The following is a 17466-nucleotide window of genomic DNA, read 5'->3' as shown; positions in this document are numbered from 1 at the left end:
CAGTATCGGCTAGCGATATGACTCGGTACAATAATCACAGTAATTGAGAATCACAGTAATCGAGGGACGACAACATATTTAATGACGCCGATTATAACGTAAATTCAAATCAGGTATAGCCCAAAAGCGGGCATAGACTAAAGCTAACTCAAGATATTGCGCCGCTTAGCGCACTTGTGTTCACCTTCCCGCATCATAACCTCGCTATTATAAGCGCAACATAAGCCAATAACATCAAGTAGCAGCTCATAGATCGCTACCATTACCATCACGCAACTGCGGTACGTAAAAAGGCTTTCGTATTTTGAGCCAATTGGCAAGACTCACCTTGTTGAAAATTATTTCATGGTCAAATTGATTAAAAACGATACCATAAAGGCCAAATAGCCAAAATACTCAGCCCATAAGACATTCTGACCACAAGGATCGGCACCACCATGACACAGGATACAAGTATGAGCCCACCACTTAAGATCATTATTGTGGGTGGCGGCGCTGGAGGCCTAGGCCTTGCAACCCAACTGGGGCTTAAACTAGGGAAAAAAGGCCAAGCGGAGATCACCTTAATCGATAAAAACCGCACCCATATTTGGAAGCCGCTACTCCATGAAGTCGCCACCGGCTCACTCGATGCCGATCTCGATGGTGTGGTCTATTCGGCCCATGCGGTGCGCCACGGTTATCAATTTCAATTAGGCGAGCTCAATCATGTCGATCTTAAGGCTCAGAGCATTACGCTTGCCCCGATCATAAACGCTAATGGGGAAGCCCTACTCCCCAGCAGGCAGCTCAGTTATGATAAATTAGTCATCGCTGTTGGCAGTGTCAGTAATGATTTTGGCACCCCTGGGGTACAAGAGCACTGCTACTTTTTAGACTCCCACCAGCAAGCCAATCGATTCCATAATGCACTGTTAGACAGCTTTACTCGGGTGCATCAATCGGATGAACTCGGCGCACTAAAAATTGCCATTGTTGGCGGCGGCGCCACAGGCGTTGAGCTGTCGGCAGAGCTATACCATGTCACCGAGCAACTCAAAATGTACGGTTTAAGTAAAATGACCGCCGATAAACTGAGCATCAGCTTGATTGAAGCGGGCCCGCGTATTTTACCTGCGTTACCTGAGCGGATTGCCGCCAGTGCGGCTCGTGAGTTAACGGCACTGGGCGTTAATATCAGAGAAAACACCCGTATTAATCAAGCCTCGGCGCAAGGTTTTATCACCGCCGATGATGAACTCATCGATGCGCACCTGATGTTATGGGCCGCTGGGGTTAAGGCCCCCGAGTTTATTAAACAGATTGAGGGGCTCGAACTTAACCGCGCCAACCAAATTCTGGTAAAAGGCACATTGCAAAGTACCCAAGATGATAACGTCTATGTGATTGGTGACTGCTGTGCATGCCAGCAAGCCGATGGCAGTTTTGTCCCACCGCGCGCACAATCGGCACATCAGATGGCCCAATGTGTTGAACACAATATGCTTGCCGAGATAAAACAACAGCCATTACAAGACTATGTTTATGTCGATCACGGCTCTTTAGTCAATCTATCGCGTTACAGTACCGTCGGTAGCTTGATGGGTAACTTAACCAAAAACAGCATGTTTGTTGAAGGGAAGATCGCTCGCTTTATGTATATCTCGCTATACCGTATGCATCAAAAGGCTATCCATGGCATACCGAAAACCTTGGCATTATGGATGGCAGAAAAAATGATGCGCGTGGTGCGCCCCAGAATGAAACTGCATTAAACTCAATCACTCGCATCCTCAAATAAACAGTCTGTGTGCACTGTTTATTTGAGCCGCCAAGTCGCTATTAGCATAAATAGCATAAAGACAAGATGCCATGTGATCGATTTCACTTATGCGTTTAACTTCAGCGCTTAAAAATCAGTTATCAATGCCAGCCTTAAAAGTGAGCGTTGCCGTCTGTTGGCGCTCAATCTATCTGCTGCAAAAAGGTAATCGCTTGGTCAAGATCCCGGGTGCGGTGCATAGGTGGCAAAGAGTTGATAAATGCCTGTCCGTAGGGGCGATTAACGATACGGTTATCGCATAAAATCAACACGCCGCGATCTTTTTCATCACGGATCAATCGACCTACGCCCTGATTTAAGGTGATCACGGCTTGGGGCAATGACAAACTCATAAAGGGATCGAGTCCATCACGCATTACCCCCTCGGCCCTTGCCTTATACAAGGTGTCATCGGGTGACATAAACGGCAGTTTATCGATAATGACGCAGCTTAATAGTTTACCGCGCACATCAACGCCCTCCCAAAATGCCCCCGTACCCAACAAGACGGCATTACCCAATTGGCGGTACTTTTTCAGCAAGGTTTGTTTGCCCGCCTGCCCTTGTACTAATAAGGGATATTGCACTCGCCCGTGCAGCGCTTGGGCCACCTGATTAAGCATTCGATGGCTGGTAAACAGCATAAAAGTGCGACCTTTAGCGGCATTGATGGCTTTTATCGCCACATCAACCAACTGCTTAGTGGCATTGTCGTGTTGACTGACGCTGCCGAGATGACGCGGCACACAAAATAGCGCTTGGCGCGCATAATCAAATGGACTGTCTAAGATAGCCGTTTGCGCGCTTTTTAATCCTAATGCCTGAGTAAATAAGCCTAAATCACGATTAATTTGTAACGTCGCCGAGGTGAAAATCCAACTGGTATCGGCCCTAAATAATGCCTGGCACTCTTTGGTCACATTAATTGGCGATATTCGCAGCGTCATATGCCGATAACCGTATTCAATACTGTAGGCACTGTTGTGATTATCGCATTGAAAAAACACCGCTAATTTACTTAATTGCTGATTAAGTTTCTCGACGCTATCATCAAACTCTTCATTGCGGCCAAGGTACCCCATTAACAGGGTCTGATAGGCGGTCAGCTCTTGTAACAGCGCCCATGAGGCTGTCATTATCGCTTTGTCGGCCAGCAGATAACGCCAATTGACTTGTTCGGTAGCAAAGACTTGAGCTTGCCACTGCTCAATTAAGGTGTAACAGCGGGCCGTCATCGACGCTATCTGCGCTGAGTCTGTCATCGATTCACGGTAAAGCTGGGCAAAGCGTTCGATCAGGTTAATCACGCTTTTAATATTCAGCTGCTGACCAAAGTAAGTGACTGCAATATCGGGCAGCAGATGTGCCTCGTCAAAAATAACGGCGTCGGTATCGGGCAACAACTCGGCAAAGCCAGTCTCTTTCAACACACTGTCGGCAAAAAACAGGTGATGATTAACCACAATCACCTTGGCATCCATCGCCTTTTGCCGCGCTTTACGGGTAAAACAGGCTTCATAATGCTCGCAAGCTTTACCAATACAACTCTCTTTTGAACTGAACACCAAAGGCAAGGCTGCTGAGTTTTCTGACACACTATGGATACCGCCGATATCACCATCTTGAGTATGTCCAGCCCATTGATTGATTCGCAGCAGATCGTCAAGGACTTGACTGTCCATCACATCGGCACCGTTGAGTTGCCGCTCCATATTGAGCTGGCAAAGGTAGTTGCTGCGGCCTTTGAGTAACGCGACGTTTAGTTTGATATCGAGCATCGCCAGCAATGCAGGAATATCTTTAAAGAACAATTGCTCTTGTAGGTTTTTACTGCCGGTACTGATGATAACTTGCTGACCACTGAGCAATGCTGGCACCAAATACGCGTAGGTTTTACCCACACCAGTGCCCGCTTCAACCACCAAGTTGTCTGCACGCGACATCGCTTGGCTGACTAAAGCTGCCATCTGTTGCTGCTGCGGGCGGCAACTGTAGCCGCTAACGCCTTGGGCTATAACACCGTCATCAGCGAAAATACGCGCCACTTCTTGGGTTAATCTGCTGCTCGTCAATCTCAATCCATCATAGGGTTGTCAGTGCTATTGTGTGGGCATTATCCGTGTTTCATCTCTGAGCACAAGTGGTCGGCATTATCTCACTGACAAAACTTGTTACCTTTACGGCTCACCACCCAACCGATTTTACGACGTACAAAGAGACTTCACTACGGCCAAAACCATTTTGACTATGCACAACGCCTTTTCCCGCGCAGCTTGAAGATGAAGATCACTAATTATGCAAATTAGGGGTTGCATAAACACCCAATCTTGATTAGTTTAAATACAACTCAGGCGACAGCATCGCCGCTTTAGCAAATGATTACACGAGAAAAGAACATGACCCAGCGTTTGAACACTATCCATCATCACCATCATATGCGGTAGCCTTCGGACGCTTACTGCCGGAGGACTATTTCCTTCTGGTGGTTGATTCAAGACAGATCAAAAACCCCTGGAAGGAATTCCGGGGGTTTTTAGTTTCTAGCTTAATATTTTGTTTTAAAACAGTTTTAAAAAATTATTGAATCAACCATAGAGGAAGTCAGTTATGTCAGAGTCAAGCAGATTACGTATCGCCATTCAGAAATCGGGGCGCCTGTCTAAAGAATCACAAAAGCTATTAAAAAGTTGTGGTGTTAAGTTTAACGTTAACGAGCAGCGCCTTATCGCACACTCTGACAATATGCCAATCGACCTGCTGCGGGTGCGTGATGATGATATCCCTGGCCTTGTGATGGATGGCGTGGTTGATCTGGGGATCATAGGTGAAAACGTGCTTGAAGAGGAGCAGATTGAGCGTCAAGCCATCGGCAAACCTGCTGAATGCCTTAAGCTAAGAGAGCTTGATTTTGGCGCGTGTCGACTATCACTGGCTGTACCTAATGAATTTAATTATCAAGATGCGACCTCACTCGAAGGACTGCGCATCGCCACCTCTTACCCGAACCTACTTCGCCGTTATATGCAGCAAAAGGGCATAAGTTATCGCGACTGTATGCTTAAGGGCTCGGTCGAAGTTGCCCCTCGTGCAGGCCTTTCTGATGGGATCTGCGACTTGGTATCAACTGGCGCCACCTTAGAAGCAAATGGCCTGTACGAAACTGAAGTGATCTACCGCTCTATGGCCTGCATCATTCAATCGACTCAAGAGCAAACCCCTGACAAACAAGCGCTGATCAACAAGATTCTTTCTCGTATCAATGGCGTTGTACACGCTAAAGAGAGTAAATATATTCTGCTGCACGCGCCTACCGAAACTCTCGATCAAATCGTGGCCCTATTACCTGGCGCTGAAAACCCAACCGTACTGCCCCTAAACGATGATACCAATCGCGTCGCTATCCACGCGGTAAGCACTGAAGATCTGTTCTGGGATACCATGGAGGAGCTCACTCAGCTCGGAGCCAGTTCAATACTGGTCATGCCAATCGAAAAAATGATGGGTTAACACTATGACATTAACGACGAGTACCGATGCGATTAAGGTCAAGATGCAACAACTTAAGTGGGCAGAGTTAAGCCTTGGCGAGCAACAACAAGCACTGCAACGCTCTCCCCTCGTTGGCGATTTGGCGCTAGAGCAAAGTGTCAAAACCATTATTGATAAAGTGGCTAACGAGGGAGATATCGCGCTCAAGCAATTTTCAAAGCAGTTTGATGGCGTCGAGTTGGATGAGCTTGCACTGTCTGATATTGAGATAGAAGCCGCCTGCGCAAGAGTTAGCGATGAGATAAAGACCGCCATAGCCCAAGCTATGGACAATATTGAAACCTTCCATAAAGCGCAAGCCTTTCAAGGCATTGATGTTGAAACTCAAACGGGCGTGCGCTGCGAACTTCGTAGTGAGCCCATCGAGAAAGTAGGGCTTTATATTCCTGGAGGCAGTGCGCCGCTCATATCCACCGTATTGATGCTCGCACTGCCAGCCAAAATTGCGGGATGTGAGCAACGTGTGCTCGTCAGCCCCCCGCCCATTGATGATGCCATTGTCTATGCTGCCAATGCATGTGGGATCACAGAGATTTTTCAAGTCGGTGGTGCCCAAGCCATCGCCGCCTTGGCATTAGGCACTGAGTCGATACCTGCTGTCGATAAGATTTTTGGCCCAGGTAATCGTTATGTCACCGAAGCTAAACGTCTAGTATCGCAAGATAGTCGCTGCGTGGTGAGTATCGATATGCCAGCTGGGCCTTCTGAGGTCTTAGTTATCGCAGATAAAGACGCGAACGCCAGTTTTATCGCCGCCGACCTATTGTCTCAAGCGGAGCACGGTCCAGACTCGCAAGTGATGCTGGTCACCGACAGCCAAAAACTCGCTAATGAGGTCAATCAAGCGCTGCAGCAACAACTTGCCCTGTTATCTAGAGCCGATATAGCGAAGACGGCGCTAAGTTGCAGCCGCACCTTACTGGTTAGCGATATGAATGAAGCCGCTAAAGTGTCCAACCGTTATGGCCCTGAACACTTAATTATTCAAACCAATGCACCTCGTGAACTGCTCAGACAAATTCGCGCTGCGGGCTCGGTATTTTTAGGTGCCTACACACCAGAATCCGTGGGTGATTATGCCAGTGGCACTAACCATGTGTTACCCACCTACGGCTATAGCAGAGCCGTATCTAGCCTATCACTTGCCGATTTTAGCCGCCGCTTTACCGTGCAAGAGCTCAGTGCCGAAGGCTTAATGGGGCTAGGCCAAAGCGTGATGACACTTGCCAGCGCCGAGCAACTCGATGCCCACAAGAATGCCATTGCAGTGCGCCTGCTTAGTATTGATACGGCAACAAGTACGGATAAGGGAGCTTAATATGGAGCAGAAGTTAACTATTGCCGAGCGACTAGCACGCCCAGAGCTGCTGACGCTGCAGCCCTATCAGTCTGCGCGCCGCATTGGTGGTGAAGGACAGGTTTGGGTCAATGCCAATGAGTCACCGTTTAACAATAGTGATATCGACGGCCTCAATCGCTATCCTGAATGTCAGCCACCAGCACTTATTAATGCGTATGCCAAATATGCAGGTGTGAATGCCGGTCAAGTCCTCACCAGTCGCGGTGCTGATGAAGCTATCGAGCTGTTAATTCGCACCTTTTGTGTACCCGGCAAAGATAGCATTGCCTGTTTTGGCCCGACCTATGGCATGTACGCCATTAGCGCACAAACCTTTAATGTCGGTGTTAATGCCCTGCGTCTCAATGATGGATATCAACTGCCAAATGATATCGCAGAGCAAGTTAGCGATGCCAAACTAGTGTTTATTTGTAACCCCAACAATCCTACTGGCACCGTCATTAGCCCACAGATAATAGCGCAGGTTATCACTAAGCTGCCTGATGCACTCGTCGTTGTCGATGAAGCCTATATTGAGTTTTGCCCCGACTATAGCGTTGCTAACCTTATCGACCAGTTTGATAACCTTGTGGTGCTGCGCACCTTGTCCAAAGCGTTTGCATTGGCTGGCGCACGCTGCGGCTTTATGCTCGCCAATAAGATGGTTATTGAGATGGTGATGCGAGTCATCGCGCCCTACCCTGTGCCTTTGCCAGTATCGAATCTTGCTTGCGAGGCGCTCAGCTCCCAAGGGATCGACACTATGCAACAACAGGTTAGCCAACTTAAACAGAATGGTTTACGACTCAGTGAGGCACTGCTGCGTATCGGCGCTCAAGTTCTGCCCGCCAATGGCAACTTTGTGTTGGCGACCTTTAATGATGTCACCGATATCCAACATAAACTTAAGCAAGGGGGTGTCGTGGCCCGCGCCTATAAAGATCCCGCCCTTGCTAACAGCATTCGCTTTAGTTTTGCCAGTGATGAACAAACGGATACGTTAATCAAACTGCTTGTCGATTAATGGCCGTGAAGCACTGATATTGACCCATATAACCCTAACTAGTGGCACAGAATAAGAATTGACATTGAAGGTAGAATAAAGATGAAACAAAAGATCCTTTTTATCGATAGAGATGGCACCATCATCGAAGAGCCAATCACCGACAAGCAAGTTGATAGTTTAGCCAAGTTGGTCTTTGAGCCACAGGTGATCCCTGCGCTGCTTAAGCTGCAAAAAGCGGGGTATCGACTCGTGATGGTCAGTAACCAAGATGGGTTGGGCACGCCTTCGTTCCCTAAAGATGATTTTGACACGCCGCAGAACATGATGATGCAGATCTTAACCAGCCAAGGTGTGGTCTTCGATGACGTGCTGATCTGCCCTCATTTTAATGATGAGAACTGCAGTTGCCGCAAACCTAAACTGGGGTTAGTTAAATCTTACCTTACCGAAGGCCGCGTCGACTTTACCGCCTCTGCCGTGATTGGCGACAGAGAAACCGATTTAGGTCTTGCCGATGCCATGGGAATAGCCGGACTGCAGTACAACCGTGAGACCCTAAACTGGGATGCGATTGCCGATAAGCTCCTTTGCAGCGATCGCGTCGCAACGGTCGTGCGCACCACCAAAGAAACCGACATTCGCGTCACCATTGATTTAGATAGCCAGCAGAAAAGCGACATCAATACTGGCATCGGCTTTTTTGACCACATGCTCGATCAAATTGCCACCCACGGCAGCTTTAAGATGGATGTTAGCGTCGATGGTGACTTAGAAATTGATGATCACCATAGCGTCGAAGATACCGCCTTAGCCATTGGTGACGCACTAAGGCAAGCCCTAGGTGATAAGCGCGGCATCGCCCGCTTTGGCTTTAGCATCCCTATGGATGAAGCCAGTGCCTCATGTTTGCTGGACTTATCAGGACGGCCGTTCATCAAGTTTGACGGTCAATTTGAGCGTGAAATGGTGGGCGAGATGGCCACCGAAATGGTGCCACATTTTTTCCGCTCTTTCGCCGATGGCCTGCGCTGCACCCTGCACTTATCCACCAATGGCGATAACGATCACCACAAGGTCGAAAGTCTGTTTAAAGTGCTTGGTCGCACCCTTCGCCAAGCCGTCAAAGTCGAAGGTGATGCCTTGCCATCAAGTAAAGGTGTGTTATGAGCAATGATAGAGCCAGCACCATTATCATAGACACTGGCTGTGCCAATTTAAGCTCGGTTCGCTATGCGTTTGAGCGTATCGGCGCCGATGTTCAAATCAGCGACGATTTAGCCAAGATCAAAGCCGCTACCCGCGTAGTATTGCCTGGTGTCGGTAGCGCTCAAGCGGCAATGGCCTCACTTAATGACAAAGCCCTCGTTGATACCATTAAGTCACTGAGCCAACCCGTACTCGGCGTCTGTCTTGGCATGCAGATTATGACCAACTCTTCGACTGAGCGCGGTAACTTTGCAGTAAAAAACAGCACTGACGGTTGTCGCTGCTTAGGACTTATCGACACCGAGATTAGCGATCTCGATAGCCACGGGCTGCCACTGCCGCACATGGGGTGGAACCAGATAACGCCAACGGCCCATCCACTATTTGAAGGAATTGCCGCTGGCAGTTACGTCTATTTTGTTCATAGCTACCGCGCGCCGATCAGCCAATACACCATTGCTAGCAGTCAATATGGCGAGCCCTTTAGTGCGGCCATCGCCAAGGATAACTTTATGGGGGTGCAGTTTCACCCTGAAAAAAGTGCCGCCATTGGCGCTCAGATCCTGAAAAACTTTATGAAAATGACCCGTGACAGTCTAAATCCACAAAAACCGGAGGTCGCCCAATGATTATCCCCGCAATCGATCTTATCGACGGCCAAGTGGTTCGCCTCTATCAAGGTGACTATAACCAGCAAACCACCTTTGCCTTAAGTCCATTAAGCCAACTGCAATCTTATCAAGCACAGGGCGCCCAGTGGCTACATATCGTTGACCTTACAGGCGCCAAAGATCCCGAACTACGCCAAACAGCATTGATAGCTGAGCTAGTGAACGGGCTTGATGCCAATATTCAAGTGGGCGGCGGCATTCGCAGCGAAGCCCAAGTAGCGGAGCTGCTGGATATTGGCGTCAAACGAGTGGTGATAGGCTCACTCGCGGTGAAAGAGACGGCACTGGTGCAAAGTTGGTTTACCAAATATGGTAGCGACGCCATCTGTTTAGCCCTCGATGTCAATATCAATGACGTGGGCGAGAAAATCGTTGCCGTGTCAGGCTGGCAATCGGGTGGCGGTAAAACCTTAGAGTCCTTAGTGGAAGCCTTTACACCTTATGGCCTAAAACACGCACTGGTGACCGACATTAGTCGTGATGGCACCCTGAAAGGCAGTAACACCGAATTATACCAAGAGATCGCGCAGCGTTATCCCGATATTGCATGGCAAGCGTCTGGTGGTATTGCTACTCTCGAGGACGTTGCCGCAGTAAGAGACAGTGGCGTCAGCGGTATTATTATCGGCAAAGCCCTATTAATTGAAAACTTTAGTGTCGAGGAGGCTATCCAATGTTGGCCAAACGCATAGTCCCCTGCCTCGATGTCCGCGAAGGTAAAGTGGTTAAAGGCGTCCAGTTTCGTAACCATGAAATTGTTGGCGACATAGTCCCTTTGGCCGCACGTTACGCCGTTGAGGGCGCCGATGAACTGGTGTTTTATGATATTACCGCCAGCGCACACGACCGTGTGGTTGATAAAAGTTGGGTGAGCCGGGTTGCCGAGCAGATTGATATCCCCTTCTGTGTTGCGGGCGGAATAAAAACGATTGCTCAAGCGCGAGAAAAGCTTGCCTTTGGCGCCGATAAAATCTCGATAAACTCACCCGCTTTAAGCGATCCAAATCTTATCGATCGCCTGCAAGATGAGTTTGGCCGCCAATGCATCGTCATTGGTATTGACTCCTTCTACGACGCCGACAGCAATAGCTACAAGGTCAAGCAGTTTACAGGGGATGAAGCCGCCACCAAAGATACCCAGTGGTATACCCAAGACTGGGTCGAAGAGGTGCAAAAACGCGGCTGTGGCGAGATCGTACTCAATGTGATGAACCAAGACGGCGTGCGCCAAGGCTATGATATAAAACAGCTCTCAATGATCAGAGCGATATGCGATGTCCCCTTAATTGCCTCAGGTGGTGCCGGTACTATGGCGCATTTTAAAGCAGTCTTTGAAGAGGCCAAAGTGGATGCGGCATTGGCTGCCAGTGTATTTCATAAAGGGATCATCGACATTCAAGCATTAAAACGTTACCTACAAGATAATGGCATCCAGATGCGTTTGTAACCGCAAGCTGATAAGGCTCAAGGATTAACAATGAAAAACATAGAAGATTTTTCCAATTTAGATTGGGATAAACAACAGGGACTGATCCCCGTCGTGGTACAAAACCACCTTACAGGTAAAGTATTAATGCTCGGCTATATGGATAAAGCCGCATTAGCAAAAACCTTAGACACCAAAATGGTCACCTTCTTTAGTCGCAGCAAGCAACGCCTATGGACTAAAGGTGAAACCTCAGGTAACACCCTAGATTTAGTGGCCATCGATTGTGACTGTGATGATGACAGCTTATTAGTGCAAGTGATCCCAAATGGTCCCACCTGCCACCTTGAGCGAGAAAGCTGCTGGCCTGATGGCGATGCCCATCCGTTTATCGATAACCTTGCTAAGCTAATTGCTTCACGTAAGGGCCAAGATGCCAAGTCGAGCTATACCGCCCATCTATTTGAGCGTGGCACTAAGCGTATTGCTCAAAAAGTGGGCGAAGAGGGATTGGAAACCGCATTAGCAGCCGCGACGAATGATAAACCTGAGCTAATCGATGAAGCATCCGATCTGATGTATCACTTACTCGTGCTACTAGAAGATCAAGAGTTATCGCTGGCAGACATTACGGCTAACTTATTAGCGCGCCATAGCAAACCTAGTCAGTAATACAGATCAACATGTGTTGAAAAAGAGGCCTACTTACATTAAGTAAGCCTCTTTTTTATTGGCTTTAAGCCCAATAGAAGTAAGGGATTTAGCACTTTTATACCCAGTTCTAAGAGATTGATCATCTGCTAAAGAAAACACACTGTTTTCCAACTGCTTTTATACCGAAAGAGCTGTTGTCAGTCTCGAGTTCTGCTACAATTTCGGCGTAATTTATCCCTCTACTCAATACATAAAAAAATAATACCCTATGAATCAATCAAACAAAGTTTTAGCCGTTAACGATGATCTGCCGATCCGTACCGATAAAGCAGTTCATTCAGGCAAAGTACGCAGCGTATATTGGTTAACCGCCGAGGACAGTGCCCGTCTTATTGAGCAAAAAGGATATGACGTACCCACCGATACCCCGCTAGCCATTATGGTGATAAGTGACCGTATTTCGGCCTTTGACTGTATTTGGCAAGGCGAGAATGGCCTCAATGGTGTACCTGGAAAAGGCGCCGCACTCAATGCCATCTCAAACCATTGGTTCAAACTGTTTAAAGAGAAAGGGCTAGCCGATAGTCATATTCTTGATGTGCCGCATCCATTCGTATGGATCGTCCAAAAAGCCCAGCCAGTGATGGTTGAAGCGATCGCAAGACAATACATCACCGGTTCCATGTGGCGTGCATACAGCAAAGGTGAGCGTGATTTTTGCGGTATCACCCTACCTGAAGGCCTAGAAAAAGATCAAAAGCTGGATGAAGTGTTGATCACTCCGTCAACCAAAGGGGTGTTAACGGGTCTTGAAGGCGTCCCGGAAGCTGATGATGTCAACGTCTCTCGCGCCGCTCTTGAGCGGCACCTTAAAGGCTTTAACTTTCGTTCAATAAGCGACATCGACTTATATGAGAAGCTTCTCAAAGAAGGCTTTGCCGTGATCAGTGACGCCCTAGCAGAACAAGATCAGATTTTTGTCGATACCAAGTTTGAATTTGGCTATGTAAAAGATGCCAGCGGCCAAGAAAAGCTTATCTATATGGATGAAGTTGGCACGCCCGATTCATCTCGTATTTGGGATGGTGAAGCACATCGTAATGGTAAAATCGTCGAGAAATCGAAAGAAGGGTTCCGCCAGTGGCTACTTAACCATTTCCCTGATCCTGATATTTTACTCAACAAAGAGCGTATGCCCGAGCGCTTTGCCCTCGCTCGCGATAATAAGCTGCCGACAGACGTGATGATGGATATCTCCAATACCTATGTTGGAATAGCAGAAACCATTATTGGTGAGAAACTTAATCTTAGCGACAATCCTCGCCAAGAAGTGATTGATGTGCTGCGTAATGAGTATCAACTAATTGTGGATTAATCGCTGATCCACTTTCGCATTGTCTTCTATGAAACCGTAATCGCTACTAGCATTGCGGTTTTTTTAGCCAACCCCTGCTTAACTTTGTCACTCGACATTGTTAAATGGCCCAATGATCGGCCCCTTGCTGGTTGTTATCCCATCGCAAAATCAAAGACTCTCGCTTTTAAAAAGAACAAGGCATAAATTAACGCATAAGCGACTTAATGCGAATTATAATGAAAGAATAACGACTCGTTAATAACAAGGGACGACTATGGATACTCTCCACATAGACACTATCGGTTACGTCAGTACTTTTTTAGGCTGGTGCACTGTACTGAATATTGTATTGTTTAGTTATATGGCAGTGATGCTTATCGCTTTCAACGCCCCCATTAAACGTCTACATAGCCGTATTATGCTGATCCCTAAGGAACAATTAAACGGGTTTTACTTCTCATTTTTAGCACATTATAAATTAGCGATATTACTCTTTAATCTAGTGCCTTACTGTGCCCTAAAAATCATGTCACAATGAGATGTTTGATATAACGCAGCCATTGAGTTATTTAATGGCGCATAATAAGACTATTGAGAATGGATTCAGATACTTGAAGTGTCTAGCACAATGGCAACATGTGACAATAAACAGATAAATCGCAATAGTTGCCGACTCACCTGTTTATTTAGCCTAGTTAAAGTATCAATACGAGGTAAATATTCGACTCAATAAATTGACGCCTCACCTGGTGGACGAGTACGTAATACTTTTAAAAACCACATATACTGCTCAGGATATGCACTGATCACCTGTTCTACTACGCGATTAAGCGCTAAGGCTTCATTTTCTTTGCCTTGCATCTCATCGGGAGAAATCGCCGGCATGACAGTCAACTGGAATTTGCGGCGCTGTTGATCGTAGCCAATTTTAACGGGCATTACCTGAGCGTTTCCAGCCGACGCTAATCGACCGACCACGGGCAGAGTCGCTTTTACTGTGGCAAAGAATGGTGCAAACACACTTTTTTCTGGGCCTAAATCTTCATCGGGCAGATAGAAAAAACTGTTATCCTGCTTAAGTTCGGAAAGTAATGCCCGAATGCCAGCATCGCGCATATAGATATTGCCACCTTGAGAACTACGCATACGGTTATTAAACCAATCAAAGAGCTTATTACGATGCGCTTTTGCCATAGAGACCATAGGCAACTCAAGATTCAGACGCAGCCCCGCATACTCAATTCCCCATACATGGGGCATGATGAAGATAACAGGTTGACCCGCATCACGCGCTCGCTGCACATGTTCGAAGCCATCAAGTATGACTCGGCGGCGTAAATTATCGCTTGAACGAATAAGTAACTCTGATTGTGCTAGCAAGATCATCACAAAGTTTTCGATGTTATTATCGAGTAACTGATTAATTTCACTCTCTGATTTTTCTGGGAAGCAGGTTTCTAGATTAGCCCTTGCAATGCGTAACGGCTTTTTAGCCACTTTTTTAACTAACTTAGCAATCATGCGCGCGATGGGATCACGCACGCGCGCTGGCATAGCACCAAAAATGACTAACAAGCCAATCGCCAGCCACGTTGGCCAGAGTTTAGGGTGTAATAAGCTAAGGTTGAAACGGCGGTCAAAATATTTGGGTTTTCTGGACAAGTAATTAAACCTCTAACCTTTCGAAAAATAAGATGAATCGGTAAATAAAAAACAGAAAAAGCCACTCTGTGAGTGGCCTTAAACTGTCACGCTAAGTAACGTTATTTGTCGGCTTTATTAGCCTCTTCGACTCGGCTCTTGAGCTTCTGTCCTGGACGGAAAGTCACCACACGGCGAGCAGAAATTGGAATATCCTCGCCTGTTTTTGGGTTTCTTCCCGGTCTTTGGTTTTTGTCCCTAAGGTCAAAATTGCCAAAGCCAGATAACTTGACCTGCTCACCGTTTTCGAGTGCTTGACGAATCTCTTCGAAAAACGTCTCTACCATCTCTTTTGCAACTCGCTTATTAATACCAAGTGTTTCAAAAAGATGTTCTGCCATTTCGGCTTTGGTAAGTGCCATACTTTTAATCCCTCAACAATGCGTTGAACTCTGACTTGAGTGAAGAAACTACTTTTTCGACGACTTCTGCAATTTCTTTTTCTTCAAGTGTACGAGCGTTGTCTTGTAGTGTAAGTGCTATCGCCAAGCTCTTTTTGCCTGGTTCAACACCTTTACCTTGGTATACATCGAACAAGTTTAAGCCAACCAACTGATTTTCGCCAACTTTTCTTATCAAATTTATAACATCGGCCGCAGATACCTGCTCATCAACGACGATGGCAATGTCTCTACGGTTTGCAGGAAACTTAGACACAGCCTGGGCTTGCGGCAAACTTGCATGTAATAAAGCGTCTAATTCAAGCTCAAAAATAATGGTTTTACCGTTCAATCCAAATGGCTTTTCTAAGCTAGGATGGACGGCTCCTATGACACCTATGACGCGATCATTTCTTAATATTTCAGCACATTGCCCCGGATGTAATGCCGGATGAGATGCTGATCTAAAAGTAAATTCTTCATCAGATACTGTCAAGCCGATTATGGCTTCTAAGTCACCTTTAAGGTCGAAAAAGTCGACCGTTTTCGACTCCATTGACCAATGTTCATCATGTTGGTTACCTGAAATCACCGCACCCAGCATCGCTTGCTGACGTACTTGTGATTCTGCGACTTCATCTGGTACAAAACGAAGGCCAGTTTCAAATAGACGCACACGATTTTGTTGACGACTTTGGTTATAACCTACTGCAGTCAATAAGCCAGTAAACATCGACAAACGCATCGCTGACATCTCTACCGAAATAGGATTAGGCAAAATCATCGCTGGCGCATCAGGATGAATAAGTGCTTGCTGCTTAGGATCAACAAAACTATAGGTTACCGCTTCTTGGAAACCTCGCGCCACCATCATTGCTCGCACACGCTTTAAATCGATGTCAGATTCTTTATGATCTGGCATGCGTAGCGCTGCTATTGGAGCCGTATTAGGGATATTGTTATAACCATAAATTCGCGCTACTTCTTCAATAAGGTCTTCTTCAATCGCCATATCAAAACGGTAAGTCGCCGTGGTCACATTCCAAGCGCCATCGATTGGCTCAACAATAAAGCCTAAACGTTGCAGAATTTCAGTAACGTCATTGTCGGCAATATGATGACCCAATACGCGATCAAGCTTGCTACGACGTAACGTAATGCTTACAGGCTTGGGTAAATGCGCATCAGATTTAGACTCAACCACTGGACCGGCTTCGCCGCCGCAGATATCAAGCACTAGACGCGTGGCTCTGTCCATCACTTTAGCTTGCAGTTCTGGGTCGACACCACGCTCAAAACGATGTGATGCATCAGTGTGCAAACCTAAACGACGTGATTTGCCCATAATGGCCAGCGGCGCAAAAAACGCACACTCAAGCATAATGTCTTTAGTCTCAGCGGTTACGCCCGATGCTTCACCACCAAATACACCGGCCAACGCCAATGCTTGCTGTTGATCGGCTATCACTAAAGTATCAGCCGGCACCGTAATTTCATTGCCATCAAGCAAGGTCAGTTTTTCTTCACCATCCGCCAAACGCACCACGATATCACCGTTTACGGTGGCTAAATCGAAAGCGTGCATAGGTTGACCAAACTCAATCAACACATAGTTAGTGATATCAACTATCGGATCGATAGAGCGAATACCACTACGGCGCAGCTTCTCTTGCATCCATACCGGTGTTTGTGCCTTAACGTTGATGTTTTTAACTATGCGGCCTAAATAGCGTGGGCATGCCGCTGGCGCTTGGTTATCAATAACGACAGCGTCAGTAATCGTCGGCGTTACCGCTTCCCATGTTGGCTCAGTCACCGCTTGACGATTTAATACACCCACTTCACGAGCCAGACCTACCATACCTAAACAATCTGCGCGGTTCGCCGTTAAATCAACGTCAATCACAGCATCATCTAGATCAAGGTACTCACGGACATCTGTCCCAATTGGCGCATCTAATGGCAGTTCAATAATGCCATCACTTTCGATATCGATACCCAGTTCGCCGTATGAACAAAGCATACCGAATGAAGGTTGACCACGCAGTTTGGCCTTCTTAATTTTAAAGTCGCCCGGTAATACGGCGCCAACCATAGCCACGGCCACTTTTAGTCCTAAACGACAGTTAGGTGCACCGCAAACGATGTCGATCAACTCATTTTGACCCACATTAATTTTAGTTACGCGCAATTTATCGGCATCTGGATGTTGGCCACATTCGACCACCTCACCAATAATTACGCCAGAAAACTCACCTGCAACGGCGTCGATTCCATCGACTTCAAGACCTGCCATGGTAATTTGGTGAGATAATTCTTCTCGGGTCACACTTGGGTTAACCCACTCTCGAAGCCAAGATTCGCTAAATTTCATTT

15 protein-coding genes and 1 other annotated feature are annotated in these 17466 nt (G+C 47.0%); of the genes, 11 read left to right on the top strand and 4 right to left on the bottom strand.

Annotated features, from left to right (window positions below; all coding sequences use genetic code 11):
* Positions 1-455: 455 nt before the first annotated feature.
* Positions 456-1754 (top strand): NAD(P)/FAD-dependent oxidoreductase, encoded by a 1299-nt coding sequence (locus AC5YBX_RS08300; protein WP_494519240.1) that lies wholly within the window; start codon positions 456-458, stop codon positions 1752-1754.
* A 190-nt stretch (positions 1755-1944) separates the two neighbouring features.
* Here the strand turns inward: AC5YBX_RS08300 and yoaA are convergent, their stop codons facing one another.
* A complete protein-coding gene (gene yoaA, locus AC5YBX_RS08295) occupies positions 1945-3879 on the bottom strand; it encodes a DNA repair helicase YoaA (protein ID WP_494519241.1) in 1935 nt (644 codons plus the stop codon).
* Between the two features lie 341 nt (positions 3880-4220).
* Positions 4221-4341, top strand: a sequence feature (His leader region).
* Positions 4342-4408: 67 nt separating this feature from the next.
* Here yoaA and hisG point away from each other — a divergent pair.
* The 10 genes from hisG to AC5YBX_RS08245 all read left to right on the top strand — a co-directional run bounded on the left by hisG (position 4409) and on the right by AC5YBX_RS08245 (position 13547).
* The gene (gene hisG / locus AC5YBX_RS08290) at positions 4409-5308 is read left to right on the top strand and encodes an ATP phosphoribosyltransferase (protein WP_494524734.1); all 900 of its coding nucleotides are present in this window, start codon (positions 4409-4411) and stop codon (positions 5306-5308) included.
* A gap of 43 nt (positions 5309-5351) precedes the next feature.
* Complete coding sequence (gene hisD / locus AC5YBX_RS08285) at positions 5352-6668, top strand: histidinol dehydrogenase (protein ID WP_494521628.1); 1317 nt, start codon at positions 5352-5354, stop codon at positions 6666-6668.
* Position 6669: 1 nt separating this feature from the next.
* Positions 6670-7713: a histidinol-phosphate transaminase gene (gene hisC / locus AC5YBX_RS08280; protein WP_494519243.1), complete on the top strand. Its 1044-nt coding sequence runs from the start codon at positions 6670-6672 to the stop codon at positions 7711-7713.
* Between the two features lie 81 nt (positions 7714-7794).
* Positions 7795-8862 carry a bifunctional histidinol-phosphatase/imidazoleglycerol-phosphate dehydratase HisB gene (hisB, locus tag AC5YBX_RS08275; protein WP_494519244.1) on the top strand — a complete coding sequence of 356 codons (1068 nt, stop codon included), beginning with the start codon at positions 7795-7797 and terminating at the stop codon, positions 8860-8862.
* The gene (gene hisH, locus AC5YBX_RS08270) at positions 8859-9530 is read left to right on the top strand and encodes an imidazole glycerol phosphate synthase subunit HisH (RefSeq protein ID WP_494519245.1); all 672 of its coding nucleotides are present in this window, start codon (positions 8859-8861) and stop codon (positions 9528-9530) included. The genes hisB and hisH overlap by 4 nt, the downstream gene beginning before the upstream one ends.
* A complete protein-coding gene (gene hisA, locus AC5YBX_RS08265) occupies positions 9527-10264 on the top strand; it encodes a 1-(5-phosphoribosyl)-5-[(5-phosphoribosylamino)methylideneamino]imidazole-4-carboxamide isomerase (protein WP_494519246.1) in 738 nt (245 codons plus the stop codon). The genes hisH and hisA overlap by 4 nt, the downstream gene beginning before the upstream one ends.
* Entirely contained in the window at positions 10246-11019 is a 774-nt protein-coding gene (hisF, locus tag AC5YBX_RS08260; protein ID WP_494524733.1) for an imidazole glycerol phosphate synthase subunit HisF, read from the top strand. The genes hisA and hisF overlap by 19 nt, the downstream gene beginning before the upstream one ends.
* 30 nt (positions 11020-11049) lie before the next feature.
* Positions 11050-11670, top strand: coding sequence for a bifunctional phosphoribosyl-AMP cyclohydrolase/phosphoribosyl-ATP diphosphatase HisIE (gene hisIE, locus AC5YBX_RS08255; protein WP_494519248.1), 621 nt, complete (start codon positions 11050-11052; stop codon positions 11668-11670).
* A gap of 250 nt (positions 11671-11920) precedes the next feature.
* Positions 11921-13027 (top strand): phosphoribosylaminoimidazolesuccinocarboxamide synthase, encoded by a 1107-nt coding sequence (locus AC5YBX_RS08250; protein WP_494519249.1) that lies wholly within the window; start codon positions 11921-11923, stop codon positions 13025-13027.
* Between the two features lie 256 nt (positions 13028-13283).
* A complete protein-coding gene (locus AC5YBX_RS08245) occupies positions 13284-13547 on the top strand; it encodes a DUF6868 family protein (RefSeq protein ID WP_475516707.1) in 264 nt (87 codons plus the stop codon).
* Between the two features lie 188 nt (positions 13548-13735).
* Here the strand turns inward: AC5YBX_RS08245 and lpxM are convergent, their stop codons facing one another.
* From lpxM to pheT, 3 genes are all read right to left on the bottom strand, one after another.
* Positions 13736-14671 (bottom strand): lauroyl-Kdo(2)-lipid IV(A) myristoyltransferase, encoded by a 936-nt coding sequence (gene lpxM, locus AC5YBX_RS08240; protein ID WP_494519250.1) that lies wholly within the window; start codon positions 14669-14671, stop codon positions 13736-13738.
* Positions 14672-14772: 101 nt separating this feature from the next.
* Positions 14773-15072: an integration host factor subunit alpha gene (ihfA, locus tag AC5YBX_RS08235; protein ID WP_110458038.1), complete on the bottom strand. Its 300-nt coding sequence runs from the start codon at positions 15070-15072 to the stop codon at positions 14773-14775.
* Between the two features lie 4 nt (positions 15073-15076).
* Entirely contained in the window at positions 15077-17464 is a 2388-nt protein-coding gene (gene pheT, locus AC5YBX_RS08230) for a phenylalanine--tRNA ligase subunit beta (RefSeq protein WP_494519251.1), read from the bottom strand.
* Positions 17465-17466 lie beyond the last annotated feature (2 nt).

Source organism: Shewanella sp. 492 (genome assembly GCF_059338445.1).
The sequence above is the reverse complement of the archived record's forward strand: the minus strand, read 5'-3'. Positions and strand labels throughout refer to the sequence as shown.